A 26,229-nucleotide genomic window follows, 5' to 3' on the forward strand; every position below is an offset into this window, starting at 1 on the left:
AGGTACCCACCGGACGTCGCGAAATGTCAAAAGACACAGCCCGAGCGCCTATAGTGAAGCGTGAAATTCGAGGACTACCCCGCCGCCGCGCCTCCCCCCCAAGGCGTCAACCCGTGTGACGACTGCGCGCTGCGCAGGCTGGAGGCTTTTCTTCCGGCTTCCGAGGAAGAACTCAAGACCATCCAGTCGTTTCGCGTCGGTGCCCGGCGCATCGCCCCGGGTGGCGCGGTCATCGAGGAGCATCGCCGCAGCCCGCAGCTTTTCACCCTCTACTCGGGCTGGGCTTTTCGCTACAAGACGCTGAGCGACGGCCGCCGGCAAATACTGAGCTTTCTGCTGCCCGGCGACTTCATCGGCCTGCAAGACGAATTCGCGGACGGGCAGAGCCACGGCGTGGAGGCGGTCACCGACGTCACGCTGTGCGCCTTTTCGCGCGACCGGCTCTGGGGCCTGTTCCATGCCCAGCCCAAGCTGGGCTACGACATCACCTGGCTGGCCGCGCGCGAGGAGAAGATGGTCGACGACAACCTCGTCACCGCCGGCCGGCGCAACGCCAGCGAGCGCGTGGCCATGCTGCTGATGCACCTGTACCGCCGCGCCGAGCGCGTGGGCCTGGTGCGTGACGGCTGGGTGGAATTTCCGTTCAACCAGCAGCACATCGCCGACGCGCTGGGGCTGTCGCTGGTGCACACCAACAAGACCTTGCGGCGCCTGCAGCGCCTGGGGCTCTACAAGATCGACGCCGGCTGGCTGCGCATCCTGGAGCCGCATGCGCTGGAAACGCTGGGCGACTACTTCGAGCGCCCGATGCGCCCCACGCCGTTGATCTAGTGCCGTCGGTCTGAGTGCCTTCGGCTCGCTGCCCGGAACAACTCAGCGCGCGGCCACCAGCTGCCGCAGGTCGTCCTGGTAGGCCTGCAACCGGCGCACCGCCTGGGCGCGCTGGCTCGCGGTGGTGTTGTTGTGCAGCGCGGCCGTGTTGCGGCATCCTTCCTGCAAAAGCGCCTGCTGCTGGTCGTGCCAGGGGCCGGGCGGCGGCTCGGCGATGCGCTGGATGTACCCGTGCAGCGCGGCGCGCGCCTCGGCCGGCGAAGGCTTGCCGGCGACGAAGCCGCGCAGCAGCACCAGCGCCTCTTGCTGGCGCTTGCGGCGCTCGGCGTCGGCCAGCCGCGGATCGAACACCGACTGCGCGACCTGCTGCTTCAGCAGATCGCGCTGTTCCGTGCTCAGCCGCCCGTAGAAATCTTCCGCGCGGTCCAGGAACTGGTCGTAGCGCTTTTCCTGCACCTGCGCCGGCGTGCGGTCCAGCCAGTCTTTGCGGTAGGTGGCGTTGTTCTTGGCGTACTTGCGCTCCAGCTGCTGCAGCTGCGCGTCGGTGAGGCTCAGCGCCAGCTCGGTGCCGGCGGGCTCGGCGCGCTCGCTCACTGCCAGCAGGCGCTCGCGGATGCGGTCGGCCATGGCGCAGACCTGCTCGGGCGTCACCTCGGCGGGGGCCAGCGCCTGCGCGTCCTGCAGCATCGCGCTCAGGCGGGGCAGCTCGTTCTGGCGGTGCCAGGCCAGCAGCTGCGCCAGTTCGTCGCGCACCTTGGGGCTTTGCTCGCTGTCGAAGTCGAGGTAGCCGTCCAGCCACCAGTAGCTCACCGTGGGCAGGTTGTTGTAGGCGAGCTTGATCGCGCTGCAAGCCCCCAGGGCGGCCGCGAGGCACAGCACGCCGATAATCCGCGCCACCGCAGCGCAACGAATTCGGGAAGAAAAACGCATGAACCAGACTCCGCAACAACACAACCAGGGGCCGATCGACGTCGTCATCATGGCGGCCGGCAAGGGCACGCGCATGAAGAGCAAGCTGCCCAAAGTGTTGCATCGATTGGGCGGGCGCGCACTGCTGGCCCATGTGGCCGGCACGGCCGCGCGCATCGGCGCGCGCAATGTGGTGTTCGTCACGGGGCACGGCGCGGCGCAGGTCGAGGCTGCGATGACGGCCATGGCCGCGTCGTCGGCCACCACGCCCGGCGCCACGCAGCGCTTTGCGCGCCAGGAGCCGCAGCTGGGCACCGGCCACGCCGTGCAGCAGGCCGCGCCGTTGCTGGCGGACGACGGCACGGTGGTGGTGCTGTCGGGCGACGTGCCGCTGATCGGCGAGGACACGCTGCGCGCGCTCATCGCGGCCAGCGCCGGCGAGCGCCTGGCGCTGCTGACCATCGAATTCGACGACCCAAGCGGCTACGGCCGCGTGATCCGCTCGAGCGCGGGCGGCGAGGTGACCGCCATCGTCGAACACAAGGACGCCAGCGAGGCGCAGCGCGCGGTTCAGGAGATCTACAGCGGCGTGATGGCGGTGCCGGCGCGCCTGCTCAAGGGCTGGCTGGCGCGGCTGGACAACCAGAACGCGCAGGGCGAGTACTACCTCACGGACGTGGTGAAGTTCGCGGCGGCCGACGGCGTGCCGGTGGTGGCGCACATCACCACCGATGCGCTGCAGGTGGCCGGCATCAACAGCCCGGCGCAGCTGGCGGCGCTGGAGCGGGCCTGGCAGCTGCGCCAGGCCGACGCGCTGATGACGCAGGGCGTGCGCCTGGCCGACCCGGCGCGCTTCGACCTGCGGGGCACGCTGGAATGCGAGGCGGACGTGGAAATCGACGTCAACTGCGTGTTCGAAGGCGAGGTATGGCTGGGCGAGGGCGTGCGCATCGGCGCGAACTGCGTGATTGCCAACGCGCGCATCGAGGCGGGCGCGGTGATTCACCCGTTCACGCACATCGACGGCGAGAAGGCCGGGGTGCGCGTGGGCGCGGGGGCGCTGGTGGGCCCATTCGCGCGGCTGCGCCCGGGGGCGCAACTGGGGGCGGAGGTGCACATCGGCAATTTCGTCGAGGTGAAGAACTCGACGCTGGCCGCGGGCGCCAAGGCCAACCACCTGGCCTACCTGGGCGACGCGACGGTCGGCGAGCGGGTGAACTACGGCGCGGGCAGCATCACGGCCAACTACGACGGCGCCAACAAGCACCGCACCGTGATCGGCGACGACGTGCACGTGGGCAGCAATTGCGTGCTGGTGGCGCCGATCACCATCGGGGCGGGTGGCACCATCGGCGGCGGGTCGACGCTCAACAAGTCGACGGAGCCGGGCGCGCTGACGGTGGCGCGGGGCAAGCAGGTGAGCTTCGCCAACTGGAAGCGGCCTCAGAAGGCGCCCAAGGCTTGAATCCCGTTCGGGGCCGTACAGGCTTCAGCCCAACGGAATCCTGGGCTCGAACTTCGCGCGCTTCAGGCTGAAGAAAGCCTTCACGTTGCGCACGTTCGCATCGGCGGTGAACAGCCGCTGCGTGAGGGCGCCGTAGTCCGGCATGTCGCGCGCGGCGACCACCAGCACGAAGTCCGGACCCGGTGAGACGCGCCAGCACTGCTGCACCGCGTCGTCCTCAATCACGCGCGCCTCGAAGGCGTCAAGCGAGCCGGCGTCCTGCCGGTCCAGCGAAACCTCCACCACCGCCTGAAGGCCATGGCCAAGCACTGCTGCGAGCCGGTCGGGGGACAGCAACGCCACCTGCCGCTCGATCAGGCCGACCTCGCGCAGCCGCTGCACACGGCGCAGGCAGGTGGGAGGCGAGATGCCGATGTCGGCGGCCAGGCGCTGGTTGGTGTGCGAGGCGTCGCGCTGCAAGGCGTCTAGCAGGCGAAGATCGGTTGAATCCAGCGATATTGATTCCATATTGGTTGAAATTATGGAATAAAAATCCAAACAGTTGATATGAAGAAATAAAAGTCCGAAATCATAAGAAATTGGAAAACATATTTCTTCCACGTCTCCCTACCATGAGGCCTTCCCTCCATCCTCTTCTTCATCAAAGGCAGCTCACCATGTGCGGCATCGTCGGGGCAGCGTCCCATCGCAACATCGTTCCGGTCCTGGTCCAGGGCCTCCAGCGGCTCGAATACCGCGGCTATGACTCGTGCGGCGTGGCGGTGCACGCGGGCGGGCTGACGCGCGCGCGCACCACCTCGCGCGTGGCGGACCTGATGACGCAGGTGCACGACGACAAGGTCGAAGGCCTCACCGGCATCGCCCACACGCGCTGGGCCACGCACGGCGCGCCGGTGGTGCACAACGCGCACCCGCACTTCAGCCACGGCCCTGGTGCCGGCGCGCAGGGCGCGCGGCCCGGGCGCATCGCGCTCGTGCACAACGGCATCATCGAAAACCACGAACCCCTGCGCGCCGCGCTCGAGGCCAAGGGCTACGTGTTCGAGAGCCAGACCGACACCGAGGTCATCGCCCACCTGGTCGACAGCCTCTACGACGGCGACCTGTTCGAGGCCGTGAAGGCCGCCGTGCTGCAGCTGCACGGCGCCTACGCCATTGCCGTGATCTGCCGCGACGAGCCGCAGCGCGTGGTCGGTGCGCGGGCCGGCTCGCCGCTGATCCTGGGCGCGGGCAAGGACGGCACCGAGAACTTCCTGGCCAGCGACGCCATGGCCCTGGCCGGCGTGACCGACCAGATCGTGTACCTCGAAGAGGGCGACGTGGTCGACCTGCAGCCGGGCAAGTACTGGATCGTCGACAAGAACCACAAGCCCCTGTCCGCCGAGCAGCGCCCGGTGCGCACCGTGCACGCGCACAGCGGCGCGGCCGAGCTGGGCCCGTACCGTCACTACATGCAGAAGGAAATCTTCGAGCAGCCGCGCGCCATCGGCGACACCCTCGAGGGCGTGGAAGGCATCGTGCCCGAGCTGTTCGACGGCATCGGGCAAAACGGCGGCACCGGGGCCAGCGCGCACCGCGTGTTCCAGGAGATCGACAAGGTCCTCATCCTCGCCTGCGGCACCAGCTACTACAGCGGCTGCGCGGCCAAGTACTGGCTCGAGGGCATCGCGAAGATTTCCACGCAGGTCGAGATCGCCAGCGAGTACCGCTACCGCGACTCCGTGCCCGACCCGCGGACGCTGGTCGTCACCATCAGCCAGTCGGGCGAAACGGCCGACACGCTGGCCGCGCTGAAGCACGCGCGCTCGCTCGGCATGGAACAGACGCTGACCATCTGCAACGTGGCCACCAGCGCGATGGTACGCGAGTGCAAGCTGGCGTACATCACGCGCGCGGGCGTGGAGATCGGCGTGGCGTCGACCAAGGCCTTCACCACGCAGCTGGCGGGCCTGTTCCTGCTCACGCTGGCGCTCGCGCAGGCCAAGGGCCGCCTGAGCGACGAGGACGAGGCGCGCTACCTGAAGGAGATGCGCCACCTGCCCGTCGCGCTGCAGTCGGTGCTGGCGCTAGAGCCGCAGATCATCGGCTGGGCCGAAGACTTCGCGCGCAAGGACAACGCCCTGTTCCTGGGCCGCGGGCTGCACTACCCGATCGCGCTGGAAGGCGCGCTCAAGCTCAAGGAAGTGACCTACATCCACGCCGAGGCCTACGCCGCCGGCGAGCTCAAGCACGGCCCGCTCGCGCTGGTGACCAGCGAAATGCCGGTGGTGGCCGTGGCCCCCAACGACACGCTGCTCGAAAAGCTCAAGAGCAACCTGCAGGAAGTGCGCGCGCGCGGCGGCGTGCTCTACGTGCTGGCCGACGGCGACACCCAGATCAAGAGCGGCGAAGGCCTGCACGTGATCCGCATGCCCGAGCACTACGGCGCGCTGTCGCCCATCCTGCACGTGGTGCCGCTGCAGCTGCTGGCGTACCACACGGCGTGCGCGCGCGGAACCGATGTGGACAAGCCGCGCAACCTGGCGAAGAGCGTGACGGTGGAGTGAGGGTGGCGGCTCGCTCAATGCGGGCCGAAACACTCGTCGTTGAGCTGGGTCACCCAGTCGATGAACACACGCACCTGCGGTGACAGGCCGGTGGTGCGGATAGAGCACCGAATACACCATCGGCGGGCAGGGCGTGTGGGCGAGGATCTCCACCAGCGTTCCCGCGCGCAGCTGCCGCTCGACATGGAAGCGCGGCACCTGGATGATTCCGCACCCCTGCTCCGCGCAGGTCTTGTAGCTGTCGGCGCTGTTCACGCTGATCCAGCTGCGCAGCATGTGCGTCTCCGCACGGCTTCGACTTCGAAGTCGAACGGAAAGAAGTCCGTGCGCGATGCCGAGAAGAAATTGACCGCCCAGTGCCGGGCCAGGTCCGCCGGCTGCAACGGGGTGCCGTTCGCGGCGAGGTACGCGGGGCTCGCCACCGTCACCTGGGGAATGAGCGCCAGCCGCCGCGTGACGAGTGAAGAGTCTTTCGGCTTGCCCGCGCGCACCACGCAGTCCACACCCTCGCGCACGAGGTCGACCAGCCGGTCGCCGCTGCCGACGGCCAGCTCGATGTGCGGGTAGCGCGCATGGAACTCGCCGATGCGCGGCAGCCCCAGCTCGTTGCCGGCGCGCCGTGGATGTCGATGCGCAGCCGCCCGCGCGGGTTGACGGACAGCTCGGCCAGCGACGACTCTGCGTCCTCGAGCTCGCGCAGCAGGTGGCGGCAGCGTTCGTAGCAAGCCTTGTCCGTCGACGGTGGTGCGCACCTGGCGCGTGGTGCGGACCAGCAGGCGCACATGCAGCCGCGCCTCGAGCTCCTTTGCAGGTCGGTGGCCGGATCGAACACGAAGCGCCGGACCGTCTCGCGGCGGAACACCGTGTTCACGTCGGCGGTGTACTGCGCCAGGCGCCGGCCGCCCTCGGCGGTGCCCATATCGCCGACCGCCGCCGGGTCGACGAAGAGCTTGATGCGATGGACGCTGGGCGCCGCCTGGTCCACGTCGTTCAATGAGGCGCCCGCGACCGCCGGGGACAAGAGTGCGCAGGAGGTGAGGGCGAGCGTGGCGACGGCACGCTCGCCCGACGTTCGCAAGCTCGTGCACTGCGGGTCTTGCCGCGGCGCGAACCTGCCTGGATGCAGCCGATGGCGCATGGGGGGTCGATCAAACCGCTGGCGCTGCCTGGGAACCGCGTCGCCGATGGTGGCCACCATAGGCCGCGCGAAAGTGCGTTGCAACGATAGAAATGAAGCCGGCGTCGCCGCCAATGGGGAGGGGGTCGCGGGCCTTCGGAATCTATCGGCGATTCAATTTCTATCGTGCCGGAAACAGGGTGTCGACCCCACCCGCGGACAACGGGCGCCCGGGGCCCGTTCAGCCCAAACCTGCGACGATGGCTGCCGCCCGCGCTTCGGCGATGCATCGAACATTCACGGCAACACGCAGCCCCTCAGGAGACCCTCAATGAAACCCCAACCCATCGACTACGCCGACGCTTCCGACGAGGTCAAGGCCGTCTTCGACGACATCAAGACCTCGCGCAACGTGCCCGACGTCAACAACTTCTGGAAGTACCTGGCCAACGACCCGGCCACGCTCAAGCGCACCTGGGCCAGCCTGAAGGAAGTGATGGCGCCCGGCGCGCTCGACCCGGTGGTGAAGGAAATGGTCTACCTCGCGGTGAGCGTCACCAACGGCTGCGGCTACTGCATCGCCAGCCACCACGCGGGCGCCGAGAAGGCCGGCATGACGCCGGCCATGTTCGCCGAGCTGATGGGCGTGGTCGGCATGGCCAACGAAACCAACCGGCTGGTGAACGGCTACCGCGTGCCCATCGACCCGGCGTTCGACAAGTAGCGCGTCACGGCGGCGTTGCCTGGTGGTCGAGCGTGTTCAGCCGATCGTCATCAGGCTCGCGTTGCCGCCCGCGGCCGCCGTGTTGACGCTCAACGCGCGTTCCACCACCAGGCTTTCGAGCGGGATGCCGGTGTCGCCGGGTGCGAAGGCGCGCACCCCGACGATGGGCCCCGGCCGCGCGGCCAGGCGCCGCATCACCTCCGACAGGCCTTGCGCGTCGCCGTGGTGCAGCGCGGCGTCGAACACCACCGTGGCGGCCGTCCAGTCGTTGGCGATGGCCACGTGCTGGCGCACCTCGGCCGGCAGCGCGGCCAAGAGCGCCTGCGTGCGCGCGTCGGCGGGCCAGATGGCGCTGCTGCCCACCGACAGCACGGCCGCCAGCTGCACCAGCCGGTCCGTGGCGTCCACGTTGTCCACGCTGTCCACGTCGTCCGGGGCCAGGCACAGCACGGCCTCGCGCGGCACCAGCGTGTAGACGTTGCGCTCGCCGGTCGGGCCGGCCAGCGTGCGCGAAACGCCCGCGCGCGATTCGCCGGCGAAGCGCGCGCATTGCGTGGCCAGCGCGGTGCGGCCGTTGGCCTGGGCCCAGCGCGACAGCGCCGAGAGGCCGGCTTGCTGTGCAGGCGCTTCGTTCGACACGGCACCTGCCACGGCACCTGCCATGGCACGCGCCATCGCATCGTCCGGCCGCTTCGACAGCATGCGCAGCATGTACAGCGGCCCGCCCGCCTTCGGCCCCGTGCCCGACAGCCCTTCGCCGCCGAAGGGCTGCACGCCCACCACCGCGCCGACGATGTTGCGGTTCACGTAGACGTTGCCCGCCTTCGCCTGCGCCACCACCTGCGCGATGGTCTCGTCGATGCGCGTGTGCACGCCCAGCGTGAGCCCGTAGCCCGTGGCGTTGATCTGCGCCACCAGCGCGCCCAGCTCGCGGCGGCGGTAGCGCACCAGGTGCAGCACCGGGCCGAACACCTCGCGCTGCAGCTCGGCAATGCCGTCGAGTTCGATCAGCGTGGGCATCACGAAGGTGCCGTGGCGCATGTCGCTCGCATGCTCGCGGCCCTGGCGGAAGACCTTGCGGCCCTTGGCGCTCAGCGCGGCGATGTGGCGCTCGATGCCGTCGCGCGCCTGCGCGTCGATGACCGGCCCCACGTCCACCGCCAGCCGCGCGGGGTTGCCGATGCAGGCCTCGGCCATGGCGCCCTGCAGCATCCGGACCAGCCGGTCGGCCGCTTCCTCCTGCACGCACAGCACGCGCAGCGCCGAGCAGCGCTGGCCCGCGCTGTCGAAGGCGGAGGCCATCACGTCGGCCACCACCTGTTCCACCAGCGCGGAAGAGTCCACGATCATCGCGTTCTGCCCGCCGGTTTCCGCGATGAGCGGCACCGGCGCACCGTGCGCGCCCAGGCGCTGCGCGAGCGTGTGCTGCAGCAGCCGCGCCACCTCTGTCGAGCCGGTGAACATCACGCCCTGCACGCGCGCATCGGCCACCAGCGCGGCGCCCACGGTCTCGCCCTGGCCAGGCAGCAGTTGCACGGCGGCACGCGGCACGCCGGCCTGCCAAAGCACGCGCACCGCCTCGGCGGCCACCAGCGGCGTCTGCTCGGCGGGCTTGGCCAGCACCGGGTTGCCGGCGGCCAGCGCGGCGGCCACCTGGCCCATGAAGATCGCGAGCGGAAAGTTCCACGGGCTGATGCACACCATCGGCCCGAGCGCGCGGTGCGTGTCGTTGGAGAAATCGTCGCGCGCCTGCGCCGCGTAGAAGCGCAGGAAGTCCACCGCCTCGCGCACTTCGGCGATGGCGTTGGCGCAGGTTTTTCCGGCTTCGCGCGCCAGCAGGCCGAGCAGGCGCGGCATGCGTTCCTCCAGAAGTTCGGCCGCGCGTTCGAGCAGGGCGGCGCGCTCGGCGGGCGGCGTGGCGGCCCAGGGGGCGGCGATGGCTTGTGCCTGCGCGACGGCCTGTTCGACGTCGGCCAGCGTCGCCTCGCGCACGCGGCCCACCACGTCGCGATGGTCGGCGGGGTTCAGCACGTCAACGCTGTCGAATGCGCTGTGCGAGCTGATGTCTGCCTCGGCGAGCAGGGGCGATGCATGCCACTCGGCATGCGCACTGTCCTGCAACGCGTGGCCCAGCGCACGCAGGCTGTCGTCGTTGGCCAGGTCGAGCCCGCGCGAGTTGGCACGCTGCGCGCCGTACAGCGCCGTGGGCAGCGCGATGGCCGGGTGCGGCAGGCCCACGGTGCCTTCCTGCGCGCCCATGCGCTCCACGGTGGCGACCGGGTCTTCCACCAGCACGTCGAGCGAAATGCCCGGGTCGGCGATGCGGTTCACGAACGAGGTGTTGGCGCCGTTCTCGAGCAACCGGCGCACCAGGTAGGCCAGCAGCGTCTCGTGCGTGCCCACGGGCGCGTAGATGCGGCACGGCCTGCCCAGCGGCCCCACCACCTGCTCGTACAGCGGCTCGCCCATGCCGTGCAGGCACTGGAACTCGTACTGCCCGGGCGTGTAGCGCGAAGGGTCGGCCAGGGTGTGGATGGCGGCCAGCGTGTGCGCGTTGTGCGTGGCGAACTGCGGGTACACCTGCGCGGGCGCGGCGAGCAGCCGGCGCGCGCAGGCCAGGTACGACACGTCGGTGTAGGCCTTGCGCGTGTACACGGGGTAGCCGTCGAGCCCGTCGATTTGCGCGCGCTTGATCTCGCTGTCCCAGTAGGCGCCCTTCACCAGCCGTACCATCAGCCGGTGTTCGCTGCGCCGCGCCAGGTCGACCACGAAGTCGATCACCTGCGCGCAGCGCTTCTGGTACGCCTGAATGACGAAGCCGATGCCGTTCCAGCCCGCCAGCGCGGGCTCGAAGCACAGGCGCTCCAGCAGGTCCAGCGAAAGTTCGAGCCGGTCGGCTTCTTCCGCGTCGATGTTCAGGCCGATGTCGTACTGCCGCGCCAGCAGCGTGAGCCCGCGCAGCACCGGGTACAGCTCGGCCATCACGCGCGCGTGCTGCGCGCGGCTGTAGCGCGGGTGCAGCGCCGAGAGCTTGATGGAAATGCCCGGCCCCTCGTACACGCCGCGCCCGGCCGATGCCTTGCCGATGGCGTGGATGGCGTCTTCGTACGCCGCGCGGTAGCGCTGTGCGTCGTCGGCCGAGAGCGCCGCTTCGCCCAGCATGTCGTACGAATAGCGAAAGCCCTGCGCCTCGAGTTCACGCGCATGCATCAGCGCCTGCGCGATGGTTTCTCCGGTGACGAACTGCTCGCCCATCATGCGCATCGCCATGTCCACGCCCTTGCGGATCAGCGGCTCGCCGCCCTTGCCGATGAGCCGCGTGAGCACGCTCGACAGGCCCGTTTCGCTGTGCGTGGCCACCAGCTTGCCGGTCAGCAGCAGGCCCCAGGTGGCGGCGTTGACGAACACCGAGGGGCTGCGCCCCGCGTGCTGCTGCCACTGGCCGTGCGCGATCTTGTCGCGGATGAGCGCGTTGCGCGTGTCGGCATCGGGTATGCGCAGCAGCGCCTCGGCCAGGCACATGAGCGCCACGCCTTCTTGCGACGACAGCGCGTACTCCTGCAGCAGCCCCTGCACGAGGCCGGCGCGGCCGCTCGCGTTCTTGCGGTGGCGCAGTTGCTGCGCGATGCGGTGGGCGAGGGCGTGCGCCTGGCTGGCCTGGTCGGTGGGCAGGCGGGCCTCTTCGAGCAGCGGAGGCAGCGCCTCGGGCTCGGGGCGCCGGTACGCAGCGGTGACTGCCGCGCGCAATGCCGATGGCTCGGCCAGGCCATCGGCGAAAGCCGTGAACCCGGCGGAAGAAGAGGGCAGGGGGGCGGCGCTGGATGTGTTCATGAACGGGGTCGATGCTGGTGAGATGCTGAATGATCCGGCGCCTGTCGATGAATATGTGTTCGAAGAATCGGCTCATCACAGGATAAAAAACCAGTGCGCAAGGCGCGGGAGAATCCAGCTTCCACCGCGCGAGCGGGACTGCAAGGGAGTCACCCCATGAACAGATGGCAATGCCTGGCGGCCGCGTCCGTGGCGCTGGCGGCGATGACGGTGTTGTGGGCGGCGAATGCCGCCGCCCAGCCTGCCGGTTGCACGACGGCCGCAGGCCCCGGCTGCTACCGCGCCTTCCAGCCGCCCGGCGCCGAGGGCACGCTGAACTACTACGCGTCGCTGGGCCCGGGGGATGCGTCGGCAGGTACACCAGCCGCCGCATCGGCGCCGACGAAAGCGCTCATCGCCATGCACGGCCATCCGCGCGATGCCGACAAGACCTTCAACGCCGCGCTGCTGGCCGTGCGCAATGCCGACGCGCTTGCCGACACGCTGGTCGTCGCGCCCGTGTTCCAGGTCGCCGCGGACAAGGCCGCCAAATGCAGCGCGCCGGGCGTGCCCGCAGCGCAGGCCGGCGACCTGCTGTGGACCTGCGGCTCGTGGCTCGAAGGCGGCCGCGCGGAGAGCGGCGCGCGCATCACCTCGTTCGCGGCCATGGACGCGCTGGTGGCCGAGCTCGCGCGGCGATGGCCCAGCCTGCGCACGGTGACCATCGCGGGCTTCTCCGCGGGGGCGCAGATGGTGCAGCACTACATCGGCTTCGCGGACCAAGAACATGCCGGTGCGGCCTCCGTCGCGGTGCGCTACGTGGTGGCCGACCCCGGCACCTGGCTCTACTTCGACGCCTGGCGCCCGCAGCCCGCGGCCGACGGCGCGTGCCCGGGCGTGAACCGCTGGAAGTACGGCACCGACGGCCTGCCGGCCAGCCTGGGGCGCACCGCCGCGCAGGCGCGCCATCGCTACGCCGCCGCCGACATCAGCTACCTGGAGGGCGCGCTCGACAGCAGCGATGCCAAGGGCACGTACTACGGCATCCTCGACAAGTCGTGCGCGGCCCTGGCGCAGGGCCCGTACCGCATGCAGCGCGGCCTGGCCTACGCGCAGTACGACCGCACGCTGCTCGCGCCCGACAAGCGGCGCGAGGTCGTGGTGGTGCCGGGCTGCGCGCACGACGTGGCGTGCGTGTTTCCGTCGGAGGCGGCGCGCGCGGCACTGCTCGGGCGCTGATCGATGGGTTGGTGGATGAGTTGATCCAAGGTCGAAGGGGTTGACCTTGTTTCTGTTTTATTGGATATTTCATCCAATATGACGGAAACAGAAGCAGCCCCTTCCCTGAACGATCGCATCGCCCAGCGCGTGCGCGAACTGCGCGCCACGCGCGGCCTGTCACTCGACGCGCTGGCCACGCACTGCGGCGTGAGCCGCTCGATGATCTCGCTGATCGAGCGCGGCGAGAGCAGCCCCACCGCCGTGCTGCTCGAAAAGCTCGCCACCGGCCTGGGCGTGTCGCTGGCCTCGCTGTTCGATGCGCCGGCCCCCGTGGCCGAGCCCGAGCCGGTCGCCCGCGCGGCCGACCAGCCGCAGTGGCGCGACCCGCATTCGGGCTACGTGCGGCGCAACGTGTCGCCGGGCGGGTTTCCGTCGCCGATCCAGGTGGTCGAGGTGCTGTTTCCGCCCAAGGCCCGCGTGGCCTACGAAAGCGCCGCGCGCGAGCCCGTGGTGCACCAGCAGGTGTGGGTGCTCGACGGCGTCATCGACATCACCTTGGGCGACGAGCACCACCACCTGGAGACCGGCGACTGCCTGGCGATGGTGCTGGACCGCCCCATGAGCTACCACAACCCCACCCGCAAGACCACGCGCTACGCCGTCGTGATCGCGACCGGGCTTTCTTCTTCAGCGAGATGACCATGACGACAACCGCCCGGACCTCCGCCATTCCTTCCATCCCCTCCATTCGTGTGCTCCACGACATCACCGACGCGCAGCTGCAAGGCCTGGCCGATGTGCTCCAGGACTGCGTCGAAGGCGGCGCCTCGGTGAGCTTCATGCTGCCGCTGGCGCCGGAGCGCGCGCTCGCGTTCTGGCGCCAGGTGGCCGCGGGCGTGGCGCGCGGCGAGCGCGCGCTGCTGGTGGCGGAAGACGACGAAGGCATCGTCGGCACCGTGCAGCTGGTGCTCGCGCAACCCGAGAACCAGCCGCGCCGCGCCGACCTGTCCAAGATGCTGGTGCACCGCCGCGCGCGGCGCCAGGGCATCGGCGCGCTGCTGATGCAGGCGGCCGAGGCGGCCGCGCGCGAGCATGGCAAGACGCTGCTGGTGCTCGACACCTCCAGCGCGGAGGCCGAGCGGCTCTACGAGCGCAGCGGGTGGACGCGCGTGGGCACCGTGCCGGGCTTCGCGCTGCTGCCCGAAGGCGCGCCCTGCGCCACCACCTACTTCTATCGCGAGCTGGCCGTGGCCGGCTGAACTGTCGAGCGGCCGGGCCGTGGGGCCACCGGGCGGCCGAGCCGTGCGTTGCGGGTCAGCGCGCCCCGAAGCTCGCGTGCGTGAACAGGTCCTTGAACTCGCGCGGCTGCGAGCGCCAGTACTGCGGCGGGGCCGTCACGTGCGCGCCCAGTTCGGCCGCGGCGTGCCACGGCCAGCGCGGGTCGTACAGCATCGCGCGGGCCAGCGACACCGCGTCGGCCTGGCCGTCGGCAAGAATGGCTTCGGCATGCGCGGCCTCGGTGATGAGCCCGACTGCGATGGTCGGCAGCCCCACCTCGGCCTTCACGCGTTCGGCGAACGGCACCTGGTAGCCAGCGCCCAGCGGAATGGCCTGCTGCGGCGACACGCCGCCGCTGGACACATGAATGGCCGCGCAGCCGCGCGCCTTGAGCGCCAGCCCGAAAGCCACCGTGCCGTCGAGGTCCCAGCCGCCCGGCACCCAGTCGCTGGCCGACACGCGCACCCACACCGGCTTGTCGGCCGGGAACACCGCGCGCACCGCGTCGAACACCTCCAGCGGAAAGCGCATGCGGTTTTCCAGGCTGCCGCCGTAGTCGTCGGTGCGCTTGTTGGCGATGGGCGAGAGGAACTGGTGCAGCAGGTAGCCGTGCGCCGCATGGATCTCCAGGCCGTCCAGGCCCAGCCGCTGCGCGCGCCTGGCGGCCGCCACGAAGGCGTCGCGCACGCGGGCGAGGCCGGCCGCGTCGAGCGCGGTGGGCGGGTCTTCGCCGGGCGCGTGCGGCACGGCGGAGGGCGCGAACGACTGCCAGCTGCCCGCCTCGGTCAACGGAATCTGCTTGCCGCCGTCCCACGGCGCGCGGCTGGAAGCCTTGCGCCCCGCGTGGCCCAGCTGCATGGCGATCTTGATGGGCGAGTGCGCGCGCATGGCGTGCAGCACGCGCGCCAGGCCCTGCTCGTTCTCGTCGGAATACAGGCCCAGGTCGCCGGGCGAGATGCGCCCTTCGGCCTCCACCGCCGTCGCCTCGATGATCAGCAGCCCCGCGCCCGAGAGCGCCAGCGAACCGAGGTGGATCATGTGCCAGTCGCCCGGCGTGCCGTCGGTGGCGGAGTACTGGCACATCGGCGCGATGACGATGCGGTTGTCGGCCTGCAGGTTGCCGAGCACCAGCGGCTCGAAAAGCAGGGGCCTGGAACCGGGCTGGGGGGTGGTGTCGTTGTTGCTCATGACGATGCGGCTGTGCAGGTGCTGTAGTTGCGCGAATTCTGCGGGTTGGGCGCGATCCGTGCCGGCGCCGGCGCGGAAGCCTTGCGGCTCAGGGCGGTATGAACGAGCAGCGCGCCCACCACCATCGCCATGCCCACCGCCTCGTTCACCGTGGGCAGCCGGCCCATGGCCGCGCTCATCAGCAGCGCCGACACCGGCACGAAGTTGATGAAGGCCGTGCCCGTGACGGCGCCCAGCGTGCGCACCCCGAAGTTGAAAGCCAGCACCGCGATGGCCGAAGACACCAGCCCCACGTACAGCAGCGCCTGCCACGACAGGCGCAGGCCCTCCATGCTGGGCGCGTGCGTCCAGCCCAGCAGCGTGCCGGCCACCGCCACGGCCAGCAGCAGCGGCCACGAGGCCAGCACCGTGAGCGCGGTGTACTCGATCACGTCGAGCTCGGGAAACTTCGTGGTGCCGCGCGTGTACCAGACCCAGCCCAGCGTGCCGACGAAGGCCACCGCATCCCCCACCAGCGTCGACTCGCCGGCCTGCGCCGTGCCGAACAGCAGCCCCGACACGATCGCCACGCCCAGCAGCGACAGGGCCGTGACCAGCAGCGTGGCGCGCGTCGGCCGCACGCCGTCGAGCGCCCAGCGCAGCAGCTGCGTGGTCATGGGCGTGGTGGCCATGATGACCGCGCCGTGCGAGGGCACCGAGTGCGCCAGCCCGGCCAGCAGCATGATGCTGAAGATGCCGAAGCCCGCGAACCCGCGCAGCGCCAGCGGCCCGGCATGCTGGCGCAGCTTGCGCCAGGGCGCGGCGCCGCGCGGAACAATGAGCAGCGCGAACAGCACGGCGGACATGCTGTAGCGAATGAGCGTGAACCACGCCGGCTCGACGTGGTGCAGCACGCCCTTGCTGACCAAAAACATGCCACCCCACCCGGAGGTGGCGAGCAGCAGCGCGGCGATGCCGAGCAGGCGTTGGCGATGGGATACAGCTGAAATGGCTGACATTGGGAAACCTCTTGCGGTGATTCGATGCCCCAAGAATCGGCGCGCAAGCCCCCGAATGCCATTCGCATCTTTGGACGGGGGCCTCCAAAAAAGCGAACAGACCGAACGGGCCAGGGCGCTCACAATCCGCCCCATGGAGCTCTACCAACTCAAGACCTTTGTCGCCATCGCCCGCGAAGGCAGCCTCACGCGCGCGGCGGAGCGCGTGTTCACCAGCGCGCCCGCGGTCAGCGCGCAGCTCAAGGCGCTGGAAGACGAGCTGGGCGTGAAGCTGTTCGAGCGCACCCCGCGCGGCATGTCGCCCACCGAGGCCGGCGTGAGCCTGCTGGAAGAGGCCGAGCGCACCCTGGCCTCGGCGATGCGCATGCGCTCGGCGGCCGAGCAGCTGCGCGGCGCGGCGCAGGGCGTGGTGCGTTTCGGCACGGTGGTCGACCCGGTGGCGCTGCGCCTGGGCGAGGTGCTGGTGAAGCTGGCCGAACGCCATCCGCAGGTGACGCTGCAGCTGAAGCAGGGGCTGTCGTACGAGACGCTCGCGGGCGTGCAGCGCGGCGAGCTCGATTGCGCCTACGTGCTCAGCGACAGCCCGCAGATCGAGGGGCTGGAGGTGGTGCGCCTGGGCGCGGTCGACCTGGTGGTGACCGTGCCGCAGGCGGTGGCCGATGCGCAGCCCGAGCTGTCGCTCGCGCAGATCACCGACATGCCGTGGGTGGGTACGCCGCCTTCGTGCATCCTGCGCGTGCACCTGGAAAAACTGTTCGCCGGCGCGGGCCGCGAGTACCGCCCCGGCCGCACGGCCGACGGCGAGAGCGCCATCCGAAGCATGGTCGCCAGCGGCATGGGCGCGGGCCTGCTGCGCAGCGACTACGCGGAGCAGGGCGAGCGCAATGGGGAGCTGGTCATCTGGAAGGGTTGGCGCTCGCACACGTGGCTGTGCTGGGTCGCGCCTGCTGAAGGCCGGGCCCGGCCTGTGGCGGTGGAGGCTGTGCGCAGTGCCGTGATGGAGGCTTGGGCGTAGGGCGGCCTGTTCACACGCCCCGAACAGCAGCCTCGACAAAGAACCAAAAAACTGACCCGGTCCTGACTCGTCCAGCCACCGCAAGACACCCGTTGCAGATCACGGACATCGAGCCCCGAGCCCCGCGAACCCTGGGTTTCCGGGGTGACAGGGCCCTGTGTGCGCTGTCATCATTCGCGGCTGCATGAACCTCGACCCTCGCCCTTCCTCTCTCGACGACCTGTTGAACCGCGCCAGGCAAGCCCTGGCCGAACCGGGCGGGGCGCTGCCCGCGATGCCGCATGCCACCGAGGCGGCCGGCTGCGTGGTGTTGCTGGCGCTGGGCGAAGACGGCAGCCGCGCGCGCGTGGTGTCGGGGCGCGGGGCCGACGTGAGCATCGCCTGGCGCAACGCCGCCGAGGCCGCCGCGGCGCTGGTCAAGCGCGCGTCGCTGTGGCCGCAGCGGCTGCGCGCGGAGCTGGTCGACCAGGTCGTGCCGCTGACATGGGGCGCGCTGAAGGGGCAGCTGGCCGACTGCCGGCGCAACTACTTCAACCTCGGCATCGCGCTGGACGCGACGTTCGAGGTGGCGCTGCTCGCGCAGGAAATGCATGGCGGCGCGATTCTGTACAACGGCGACATCGACCACGCCGAGCCCAACACCGGCAACCTGCGCCTGCACAGCAAGCGCCGCTTCGGCCGCGAGATCGACTTTCCGAAGGACGACGCGACGCCGGTGTGGACCTTCACCACGCGCGCCGTGTATGTAGAGGGGGTCGACGCCAGGCGCGCCTGGCCGATCACCGCCGAAGGGCAGGCCGCGGGATACCGCGAACTGCACGAGCTGCGCGACTGGCACGCGCCGCAGATCCATGCGCTGGTCGACCACGCCAGCGCCTACCTGGCCGCGCAGGTGCAGGCCAACGGCGAGTTCCACTACGGCTGGTTTCCCTGCTTCGACCGCGCCATTCCGACCTACAACACGCTGCGGCACGCGAGCTCGACCTACGCGATGCTGGAAGCGTGGGAGCTCATGCGGGGCAACGCGGCGCAGGGTGGTGGCGATGGGGCTGGCGACACGCTCAAGGCCGCCATCGACCGCTCGCTGGCGCTGCTCACGCGCAGCCTCATCCGCCCCGCCAACCTGCCCGACGGCACCCGCGCCGCGTACCTGCTGGACGTGGGCAGCGAGATCAAGCTCGGCGGCAACGCCGTGTGCCTGCTGGCGCTGGTGAAGTACACCGAGCTCACCGGCGACCGGCAGCACCTACCGCTCATGGAGCAGCTGGCGCTGGGCATGCGCCACATGCAGGACGCGCAGACCGGCAGCTTCGTGCACGTGCTGAACGCGCCCGCGCTCGACGTGAAGGACACGTTTCGCGTCATCTACTACGACGGCGAGGCGGCGTTCGGGCTGATGCGGCTGTACGGCCTCACGCGCGACCCGCGCTGGCTCGCGATGGTGGAAAAGGCCTTCGAGCACTTCATCGCCGCTGAGCACTGGCGCGCGCACGACCACTGGCTGAGCTACTGCGTGAACGAGCTCACGCGCTACCGGCCCGAAACGCGCTACTACGCGTTCGGCCTGCAGAACGTGGCGGGCTACCTCGACTTCGTGCTCGAGCGCGTCACCACCTTTCCCACGCTGCTGGAGCTGATGATGGCGGCGCGCGAGATGGTGCTGCGCATGGAGGCCGACCCCGCGCTGCTGCCGCTGCTGGCCGGACTCGACCGCGACAAGTTCGACCGCGCGCTGGAGTTCCGTGCGCGCTACCTTGCCAACGGCCACTTCTGGCCCGAGCTGGCGATGTTCTTTCGCAACCCGGCGCGCATCGCGGGCTCGTTCTTCATCAAGCACCACGGGTTTCGCGTGCGCATCGACGACGTGGAGCACTACCTGTCGGGCTACGTGGCGTACCACCGCATGCTGAAGGAGCAAGAGGAAAGCCGGGAAGCCCAGGAAGCCCAGGGAGTCGATAGCGCGCACGCGAGCGACCTCGCCCGCACCACCGGCCTGGTCGCCTGGGGCGGGGACGTCAACCTCTCGCGCCGCCAGCACTACCGGCTGCACGAGCTGGGCGGCGCCGACAGGATGCTCTGCGACATTCCCGCGCTGCGCGAGGCCGACCTGCGCATCGCCAACCTCGAATGCGTGGTCGCCACCACCGGCGAGCAGGGCGTGGACAAGGACGAGACCGCGCCGTACTACTACCGCGCGCGGCCCGAGATGCTGGCCGTGCTCACCGCGGCCGGCATCGGCATGGTGGCCACCGCCAACAACCACAGTGGCGACTACGGCCCCGGCGCGCTCATGGAGCAGCAGGGCCTGCTCGACGCGGCCGGCATCGCGCACGCGGGCAGCGGCGCCACGCGGGAGGCCGCGCTGCGCCCGGCCTTCGCTCGCGCAGGCGGCGTGCGCGTGGCGCTGTTCTCGCTCGACGCCACGCAGCCGCGCTTCGCGGCCAGCGCCGAGCGCCCGGGCACGGCCTGGCTGCCGCTGGACGACCCGGCCGCATGGCGCGCCACGCTGGCGCCGCGCATCGAGGCCGCGCGCCGCGAGGCCGACGTGGTGCTGGTGGCGGTGCACTGGGGCGACAACCTGGAAACGGAACCCTCGCAGGCCGAAATCGCGGTCGGCCACGCCATCGTCGATGCGGGCGCCGATGCCGTGCTCGGCACCTCGGCGCACGTGCTGCAGGGCATCGAGGTCTACCGCGACCGGCCCATCCTGCACGACGCGGGCGACCTGCTGTTCGACGCGGTGCGCGACGACCTCGGCGACTCGGGCGTGTTCACGCTCACGCTGGGTGTGCGCGGCGTGCAAGAGGTGCTGTTCACGCCCATCGGCGTGGGCTTCGGTTTTTCGCGGCAGCGCGAAGGTGACGACGCGGCGGCGCTCAGCGGGCGCTTTGCCGCGCAATGCCGCGCGCTAGGCACCGAGATGACGCCGCTGCCGGACGGGCGCTGCGTGCTGAAGCTCTCACCCCCTGAGCTGCCGACGGGGCCGCTGCCGGGGCGTGTTGCGCCTCGCATGCGCGGTACGCGGGCTGCGCCGACCTCGCGCATTGCTCCCGCTGTCGGCCCGGTGCGCGCGCCGCGTCCCGAGTGGATGGTCGATGCGGTGCCCGAAGACGCGCGCATCGCGCCGCTGCAACTGGGCCCGCTGCGGCTGGTGGGCCTGCGCTGCGCGCCGCAGCAGATCGCCGGGCGCCAGCTGCTGTGGGTCGAGTCGTTCTGGACCGCCGACGAACCCGTCGCGCACGACCTGCGCGTGCAGTTCCGCGCGCTGCCGATGCGCAGCACCCGCATGCCGGCCTGGGGCGCGAGCATGGACCACGACCCCTGCGACTGGATGTGGCCCACCACGCGCTGGGCGCCGGGCCGCATCTACCGCGACCGCTACGGCCTGCGCCCGCCGCGCGCCGGCCTGATGACCAGCGACGTGCTGCAACTCGAAGTGCGCGTGCGCGGCGGTGCGCCGGACACGGCCGAGCCACCCCCGCGCCGCCTCGCGCTGTGGTGCGGCCTGCGCGTGCCGGCGCTGCCTACACCCTTGCCGCAGCGCGGCGCGCCGGTGCTGGCCGTCGACCGGCCCGGTGCGGGCCCGGCGCCCGAACCGGTGTGGACCGCCGCGCAGCTGCAGCAGGTCACCGGTGGCAAGTGGCTGGTGGCACCGCCGCCGGGCTGGTTCGCCAATGCCGTGGTGCGCGGGCCGACGCACATGGGCCTGCTGCCGAAGCCGGCGCTGTTCATCGCCTCGGACTTCCGCACGCTGGCCGCGCACGAGAACTACAGCAAGCCGCGCCCCGACAACTGGGACCGCCACCGGGAGCTGCCCGCGCTGCAGGGCGCGCTGGCCGGCGCGGTGGTCGCGCACCCGGTCGAGGGGCTGGACGCGGGCTTTCCGCTGCTGCAGGTGGCCGACCCCATCGCCGCGATGCTGGCGCTGGGCGCCGCCGCGCGCGAGCGCTACCGGGGCTTCGTGGTGGGCGTGACGGGCACGGTGGGCAAGTCGTCCACCATCGCCATGCTGCGCGACCTGCTGCCCGAGCGCGCGCGCGTGCACACCACCATCGACAACTACAACTCGCGCGTGGGCGTGCCGGCCATGCTGGCCAACCTCGCGCCCGACGCCGACGTGTGCATCCTCGAGATGGCGCAAAGCGGCCTGTGGATGGACCGCGGGCCCATCTCGCTGGTGGCGCGCCCGCACGTGGCGCTCATCACCGAGATCGGGCTGTCGCAGACCCGGCAGGCCTCCACGCTGGAACTCACGGCCAAGTACAAGTCGCGCATCTTCCTGGGGCTGGAGCCCGGCGGCGTGGCCATCGTGCCCGAGCACATCGCCTGCCTGCCGCAGGTGCTGCGCGCCGCCGCCCGCACGGCCGGCGCCATCTGGGTGGTGGGCTCCGGGCCGGGTGCGGACGTGCGCGTGGTCGACACCGCCAGCGAGCCCGGCGGCGGCTGCCGCGTGCGCATCGCGGTGGCGGGGCGCACGCACACGTACCTGTTTCCGGTCGACAGCGCGGGTCTGGTGCGCAACTCGACGCTGGCCTTCGCCGCGCTGGTGGCCATGGGCTTCGACGCCGAGGCCGCCTGCGCGCGCATGCCGCGGGTGCGCCTGCCGGCCTCGGTGATGCAGGTGCACGCGCTGCGCACGCAGGCCGGCGTGGAGGCCACGCTGATCGACGACAGCTGGAACGCCGAGGTCATGTCCATGCGCAACGCCATGGAGTTCGTGCGCACCTGCGAGCGCGCGCAGCACGGGCCGGTGGTGCGCAAGATCGGCGTGCTGGGGCGCATCGTCAACCTCGACGACGACGCCGAGGCCATGCACCGCAGCCTGGCCGCGCCGCTGCTGGCCTCGGGCATCGCGCACCTGGTCACGCACGGCCCCGAGATGCGCTGGCTGCGCGAGGAGGTGCCCAGCGCGCTGCTGGGCCCGCACTTCGACGACGCCGCGCAGCTCGCGCACTACCTCGGCGGCTTCCTGCGCAGCGGCGACCTGGTGCTGGTGAAGGGCGACCGTGACCGCTCCGACTTCGGCCACATTCCCGGCCTGCTGCAGCGGCTATGAGGGCGGGCCTGTGAGCGCGGTGGCATTGGTGCGGCGGCATGCGCGCGGCGCCCTCGTGCTGCTGGCGCTGGTGCAGGCCGCCTGCGCGCAGCGCACCGGCCCCGACGTGCCGCGCGCGCTCGCCGCCGGCAACGAGCAGGTGCTGCACTGGAACCAGCCCGCCGACCGCGCGAGCTGCCCCGATCGTCCCGGCTTCCTGTGGGTGCAGCCGGTGGAAGGGCCGGCCTGCATCCGCTACTTCGCGAGCGCCGACCTCGACGGCGCGCGCCTGGCCATCGTGCAGTTCTCGGGCGACCGTGACGGCGTGATGGACCAGGCGCCCGAGCGCATTCCCGGCAACACCGAGGCGCTGCGCACGCTGGACGCGCAACGCAGCCGCGACCGCGCCGGCGTGCCCTGGGTGTTCGTGGCGCGCCCGGGCACCTACGGCTCGTCGGGCGACCACCGCAAGCGCCGGCAGCTGGTGGAGTTCCATGCGCTGGACGCCGCGCTCGACGCGCTCATGCAGCGCCACCGGCTGCAGCGCCTGATCATCGTCGGCCACAGCGGCGGCGCCACCGCGGGTGCCGCGCTGCTCACGCTGGGGCGCACGCGCGTGGCCTGCGCGGTGCTCACCTCGGGCGCCTACGGGCTGCTGGAGCGCGCGAAGCTGCTGGGCCGCTCGAACGGCGGGCGCACCGACACCACCGGCAGCACCCAGTTCTACGACCCGCTGGACCATGTGGGCGGCGTGGTGCGCGACCCGGCGCGGCGCATCGTGCTGATCGGCAACCGCGAAGACCACAACACGCCTTTCGCGCTGCAACAGCGCTTCGCCGATGCGCTGGCCAAGGCCGGCCACCGCGCCGAGCTGCGCACGCACGCGGCCGAGCCGCCCGAGTACCACGACCTCACGGACCGCGTGGCGCTGCTCACGGCCTCGCAGTGCGCGCGCGAGGCGATGTTGCAGTAGCGCTTTTCACAGTCGCGCTTTTCACAGTCCCTACAGCCCCAGCAGCCGCAGACCTCTTTCACAGGAACCCCATGAGCAGCAGCATCACTTCGCGCAAGCTCGGCCACATGCCCGACGGCCGCCTCGTCACCGAGTACACCCTGGACAACGGCCGCGGCCTGAGCCTAAGCGCCATGAACCTCGGCGGCATCGTCACCGCGCTGCGCGTGCCCGACCGCCACGGGCAGTCCGCGAACGTGGTGCTGGGCCTGCCGACGCTGGCCGAGTACCTCGCACCCCATCCGCACCTGGGCAGCATCGTGGGGCGCCACGCCAACCGCATCGCCGCGGGGCGCTTCACGCTCGACGGCACCACGCACCAGCTGGGGCTGAACAACGGGCCGAACTCGCTGCATGGCGGCGCGACCGGTTTCGGCAAGCGCTACTGGGACATCAGGGAAATCGCCCCGTCGTCAGCGCAGGCGTCGGGCGGCGACGTGGCCATCGAGCTGCGCTACACCAGCGCCGACGGCGAAGAGGGCTACCCCGGCGAGCTGCAGCTCACCGTGCGCTACACGCTGGCTGCGCAGGCCGACACCTGGCGCATCGACTACAGCGCCGTCACCGACAAGCCCACGGTGCTCAACCTCAGCCACCACGACTACTTCAACCTGGCCGGCGGCGGCTCGGTGATGGACCACCGGCTCACGCTGCCGGCCAGCCGCTACTGCCCGGTGGACGACACGCTCATTCCGCTCGGGCTGGCCGACGTGGCGGGCACGCCCTTCGACTTTCGCGAGCCGACGCGCATCGGCGAGCGCGTGCGCCAGGGGCATGCGCAGCTGCTGCGCGCGCACGGCTACGACCACAACTGGGTGCTCGACCGCGCGCAAGAGCGCGACGGCCTCGCGCTGGCGGCACGGCTCGAGCACGAGGCCACCGGCCGCGTGATGGAGGTGCACACCAGCGAGCCCGGCGTGCAGTTCTATTCGGGCAACTTCCTCGACGGCAGCCTGTTCGGCAGCGCGGGCGCCAGCCTGCGGCAGGGCGACGGGCTGTGCCTGGAAACGCAGCACTTCCCCGATTCGCCCAACCAGCCGGCCTTTCCGTCGACGGTGCTGCGCCCGGGGGAGCGCTTTCACAGCGCGACGGAGCACCGCTTCGGCATCCTCGGCTGAGGCTTGAAAACCGCGCGGCTGGCTAGCCCGCGAACAGCGGCGCGGGCACGCCCGGGCTGTCGATGCGCACCTTGAAGAGCCCACCGGCCAGCGGCTCTTCCTGCAGTTGCGCGTCGGTGCGGCCGTTGCGCGCGGTCGTGATGTACAGCGTGCGCAGGTCGGCGTCGCCGAAGGCGCAGTCGGTCACGTTGCTGGCCGGCAGGTCGATGCGGCACAGCTCCTGCGCGCTCACGGGGTCGTGGCAGGTGACGCAGGCGCCGTCCCAGTGCGCGATCCACAGGCGGCCGGCGGCGTCGGTGGTCATGCCGTCGGGCAGGCCGTCGCCCTTGGGAAAGCGGTGCCACGTGCGGCGGTTGGCGACCGTGCCCGCTTCCATGTCGAAGTCGTAGGCGTAGAGCCTGTTGAGCACCGTGTTGTTGAAGTACATGGTGCGGCCGTCGCCCGACCACGTCGGCCCGTTGGTCACCTCGAAGCCGTCGTCGTGCCGCGTGCAGCGGCCGTCGGCGTCGTAGCGGTACAGCGCGCCGGTGGGCGCCTTGCAGTCGAAGTCCATGCTGCCGGCCCAGAAGCGGCCGCGGCTGTCGCACTTGCCGTCGTTGAAGCGGTTGCCGGTGCGCTCGGTCTCGGGCTGGTGCAGGTAGCGCGGCTTCGCTTCGTCGCCCGGCGCGGTGGTGTCGAACAGCGCGAAGCCGCGGCGCAGCGTGATGAACAGGCCCGGTGCCGAGGCGCGCTCGGCGATGGCGGTGATTTCTTCGTCGAAGTGCCAGCTGCGTTGCGCGCCGGTGGCCGGGTCGTGGCGGAACAGGCGCGGCGTGAGGATGTCGATCCAGTACAGCGCCTGCTCGCGCACCGACCACAGCGTGCCCTCGCCGAGGTTGGCGGCCGCGGGCCAGATGCATTCGGGCGCGCCGAGCACGGTGGGGGTGTTTGTCTCTTGCTTGTTCATTTGTTCTTCCTTTGTCTCCTTGACGCGGCGGATCGTATCAAGGCATATTGATAACCGAAATCAAAAATACTGGCATCGATCGATATGCGTTTTGCAATGTCATGACATGCGCACCTGGAGACTTTTTCTTGAACTCCCCCCAGCTTTCCACTCCTCAGCTTTCCACTCCGCAGCTTTCCGTCTACCCCAGCTTGAAGGGCCGCACCGTGTTCGTCACCGGCGGCGGCAGCGGCATCGGCGCGGCCATCGTCGGCGCCTTCGCCGCGCAGGGCGCGCGCGTGGCCTTCGTCGACATTGCCGAAGCGGCCAGCGCGGCACTGTCGACGCAGATCACCGAGGCCGGCCACGCCGCGCCCTGGTGGCGCGCCTGCGACGTGCGCGACATCGCCGCGCTGCAGCAGGCCGTGGCCGACGCGGCGGCCGAACTCGGCGACTTCGCTGTGCTGGTCAACAACGTGGCGAGCGACGACCGCCACACGCTCGAGTCGGTCACGCCCGCGTACTACGACAACCGCATGGCCATCAACGAGCGACCGGCGCTGTTCGCCATCCAGTCGGTGGTGCCGGGCATGAAGCGCCTGGGCTTCGGCTCGGTGGTCAACCTGGGCTCCACGGGCTGGCAGACCAAGGGCTCGGGCTACCCTTGCTATGCGATCGCCAAGTCGTCGGTCAACGGGCTCACGCGCGGGCTGGCGGTAGAGCTGGGCCGCGACCGCATCCGCATCAACACCGTGTCGCCCGGCTGGGTGATGACGGAGCGGCAGGTTGCGCTCTGGCTCGACGAGGAAGGCGAGAAGTCGCTGCAGCGCAACCAGTGCCTGCCCGACAAGCTGATGCCGGAAGACATCGCGCGCATGGTGCTGTTCCTGGCGTCGGACGACGCGAAGATGTGCACGGCGCAGGAGTTCACGGTGGATGCCGGGTGGACCTGACGGCGTTGCCCCCCGCAAGGGGGTGAGCGAAGCGACACAAATTGCGCGAAGTGCGCAAGGTGCGCAAGGTACGCAAAGACAGGG

19 protein-coding genes and 1 pseudogene are annotated in these 26,229 nt (G+C 70.6%); 12 read left to right on the forward strand and 8 right to left on the reverse strand.

Annotation, left to right across the window (positions count from 1 at the left end):
* The first annotated feature begins 60 nt into the window (after nt 1-60).
* Nucleotides 61-831: a Crp/Fnr family transcriptional regulator gene (locus AB6807_RS16720; RefSeq protein ID WP_371085448.1), complete on the forward strand. Its 771-nt coding sequence runs from the start codon at nt 61-63 to the stop codon at nt 829-831.
* 42 nt (nt 832-873) lie between these two features.
* Here AB6807_RS16720 and AB6807_RS16725 read toward each other — a convergent pair whose 3' ends face one another.
* The gene (locus tag AB6807_RS16725; protein ID WP_371085449.1) at nt 874-1,761 is read right to left on the reverse strand and encodes a DUF6279 family lipoprotein; all 888 of its coding nucleotides are present in this window, start codon (nt 1,759-1,761) and stop codon (nt 874-876) included.
* Between AB6807_RS16725 and glmU the strand changes: the two genes are divergently transcribed.
* Nucleotides 1,760-3,205, forward strand: coding sequence for a bifunctional UDP-N-acetylglucosamine diphosphorylase/glucosamine-1-phosphate N-acetyltransferase GlmU (gene glmU / locus AB6807_RS16730; RefSeq protein ID WP_371085450.1), 1,446 nt, complete (start codon nt 1,760-1,762; stop codon nt 3,203-3,205). The two genes, AB6807_RS16725 and glmU, sit on opposite strands and share 2 nt — an antisense overlap.
* Nucleotides 3,206-3,229: 24 nt before the next feature.
* Here the strand turns inward: glmU and AB6807_RS16735 are convergent, their stop codons facing one another.
* Nucleotides 3,230-3,712, reverse strand: coding sequence for an Lrp/AsnC family transcriptional regulator (locus AB6807_RS16735; RefSeq protein ID WP_116914191.1), 483 nt, complete (start codon nt 3,710-3,712; stop codon nt 3,230-3,232).
* A 149-nt stretch (nt 3,713-3,861) separates the two neighbouring features.
* Here AB6807_RS16735 and glmS point away from each other — a divergent pair, with 149 nt between their 5' ends.
* Complete coding sequence (gene glmS / locus AB6807_RS16740; protein WP_116914192.1) at nt 3,862-5,751, forward strand: glutamine--fructose-6-phosphate transaminase (isomerizing); 1,890 nt, start codon at nt 3,862-3,864, stop codon at nt 5,749-5,751.
* A 135-nt stretch (nt 5,752-5,886) separates the two neighbouring features.
* Here the strand turns inward: glmS and AB6807_RS16745 are convergent.
* Together AB6807_RS16745 and AB6807_RS16750 are read right to left on the reverse strand one after the other, a co-directional pair.
* Nucleotides 5,887-6,027: pseudogene (locus AB6807_RS16745) on the reverse strand (LysR family transcriptional regulator); the annotation flags it as partial.
* Nucleotides 6,003-6,533, reverse strand: a complete 531-nt coding sequence (locus AB6807_RS16750; protein ID WP_371085451.1) for a LysR substrate-binding domain-containing protein — start codon at nt 6,531-6,533, stop codon at nt 6,003-6,005. The gene AB6807_RS16750 and the pseudogene AB6807_RS16745, both read right to left, overlap by 25 nt.
* A gap of 666 nt (nt 6,534-7,199) precedes the next feature.
* Here AB6807_RS16750 and AB6807_RS16755 point away from each other — a divergent pair.
* Entirely contained in the window at nt 7,200-7,592 is a 393-nt protein-coding gene (locus AB6807_RS16755) for a carboxymuconolactone decarboxylase family protein (RefSeq protein ID WP_371085452.1), read from the forward strand.
* Nucleotides 7,593-7,628: 36 nt separating this feature from the next.
* On the opposite strand, the gene putA is transcribed toward AB6807_RS16755, so the two are convergent.
* On the reverse strand, nt 7,629-11,423 hold the full coding sequence (gene putA, locus AB6807_RS16760; RefSeq protein WP_371085453.1) for a trifunctional transcriptional regulator/proline dehydrogenase/L-glutamate gamma-semialdehyde dehydrogenase: 3,795 nt from the start codon (nt 11,421-11,423) through the stop codon (nt 7,629-7,631).
* A gap of 156 nt (nt 11,424-11,579) precedes the next feature.
* Here putA and AB6807_RS16765 point away from each other — a divergent pair, with 156 nt between their 5' ends.
* The 3 genes from AB6807_RS16765 (at nt 11,580) to AB6807_RS16775 (ending at nt 13,882) form a co-directional block, all read left to right on the forward strand.
* Entirely contained in the window at nt 11,580-12,641 is a 1,062-nt protein-coding gene (locus AB6807_RS16765; RefSeq protein WP_371085454.1) for a hypothetical protein, read from the forward strand.
* Nucleotides 12,642-12,719: 78 nt separating this feature from the next.
* On the forward strand, nt 12,720-13,322 hold the full coding sequence (locus AB6807_RS16770) for an XRE family transcriptional regulator (protein ID WP_116912339.1): 603 nt from the start codon (nt 12,720-12,722) through the stop codon (nt 13,320-13,322).
* A 2-nt stretch (nt 13,323-13,324) separates the two neighbouring features.
* Nucleotides 13,325-13,882 (forward strand): N-acetyltransferase family protein, encoded by a 558-nt coding sequence (locus AB6807_RS16775; protein WP_371085455.1) that lies wholly within the window; start codon nt 13,325-13,327, stop codon nt 13,880-13,882.
* Between the two features lie 55 nt (nt 13,883-13,937).
* Here the strand turns inward: AB6807_RS16775 and AB6807_RS16780 are convergent, their stop codons facing one another.
* The gene (locus AB6807_RS16780) at nt 13,938-15,089 is read right to left on the reverse strand and encodes an NADH:flavin oxidoreductase/NADH oxidase (RefSeq protein ID WP_371085456.1); all 1,152 of its coding nucleotides are present in this window, start codon (nt 15,087-15,089) and stop codon (nt 13,938-13,940) included.
* Nucleotides 15,086-16,087 carry a DMT family transporter gene (locus AB6807_RS16785; RefSeq protein ID WP_371085458.1) on the reverse strand — a complete coding sequence of 334 codons (1,002 nt, stop codon included), beginning with the start codon at nt 16,085-16,087 and terminating at the stop codon, nt 15,086-15,088. The genes AB6807_RS16780 and AB6807_RS16785 overlap by 4 nt, the downstream gene beginning before the upstream one ends.
* A 133-nt stretch (nt 16,088-16,220) precedes the next feature.
* Here AB6807_RS16785 and AB6807_RS16790 point away from each other — a divergent pair, with 133 nt between their 5' ends.
* The 4 genes from AB6807_RS16790 (at nt 16,221) to AB6807_RS16805 (ending at nt 24,267) form a co-directional block, all read left to right on the forward strand.
* A complete protein-coding gene (locus tag AB6807_RS16790) occupies nt 16,221-17,102 on the forward strand; it encodes a LysR family transcriptional regulator (RefSeq protein ID WP_371085459.1) in 882 nt (293 codons plus the stop codon).
* A 184-nt stretch (nt 17,103-17,286) separates the two neighbouring features.
* A complete protein-coding gene (locus AB6807_RS16795) occupies nt 17,287-22,158 on the forward strand; it encodes a CapA family protein (protein ID WP_371085460.1) in 4,872 nt (1,623 codons plus the stop codon).
* Nucleotides 22,109-23,110, forward strand: coding sequence for an alpha/beta hydrolase family protein (locus AB6807_RS16800; RefSeq protein WP_371085461.1), 1,002 nt, complete (start codon nt 22,109-22,111; stop codon nt 23,108-23,110). Before AB6807_RS16795 ends, AB6807_RS16800 begins: the two co-directional genes overlap by 50 nt.
* Before the next feature lie 71 nt (nt 23,111-23,181).
* The gene (locus tag AB6807_RS16805) at nt 23,182-24,267 is read left to right on the forward strand and encodes an aldose epimerase family protein (protein ID WP_371085462.1); all 1,086 of its coding nucleotides are present in this window, start codon (nt 23,182-23,184) and stop codon (nt 24,265-24,267) included.
* Between the two features lie 22 nt (nt 24,268-24,289).
* Here the strand turns inward: AB6807_RS16805 and AB6807_RS16810 are convergent, their stop codons facing one another.
* Nucleotides 24,290-25,213 carry an SMP-30/gluconolactonase/LRE family protein gene (locus tag AB6807_RS16810; protein WP_116912333.1) on the reverse strand — a complete coding sequence of 308 codons (924 nt, stop codon included), beginning with the start codon at nt 25,211-25,213 and terminating at the stop codon, nt 24,290-24,292.
* Between the two features lie 128 nt (nt 25,214-25,341).
* Between AB6807_RS16810 and AB6807_RS16815 the strand changes: the two genes are divergently transcribed.
* Nucleotides 25,342-26,145, forward strand: a complete 804-nt coding sequence (locus tag AB6807_RS16815) for an SDR family NAD(P)-dependent oxidoreductase (protein WP_371085463.1) — start codon at nt 25,342-25,344, stop codon at nt 26,143-26,145.
* Nucleotides 26,146-26,229 lie beyond the last annotated feature (84 nt).

The organism is Variovorax sp. RCC_210, assembly GCF_041355175.1.
Taxonomy (GTDB): domain Bacteria; phylum Pseudomonadota; class Gammaproteobacteria; order Burkholderiales; family Burkholderiaceae_C; genus Variovorax.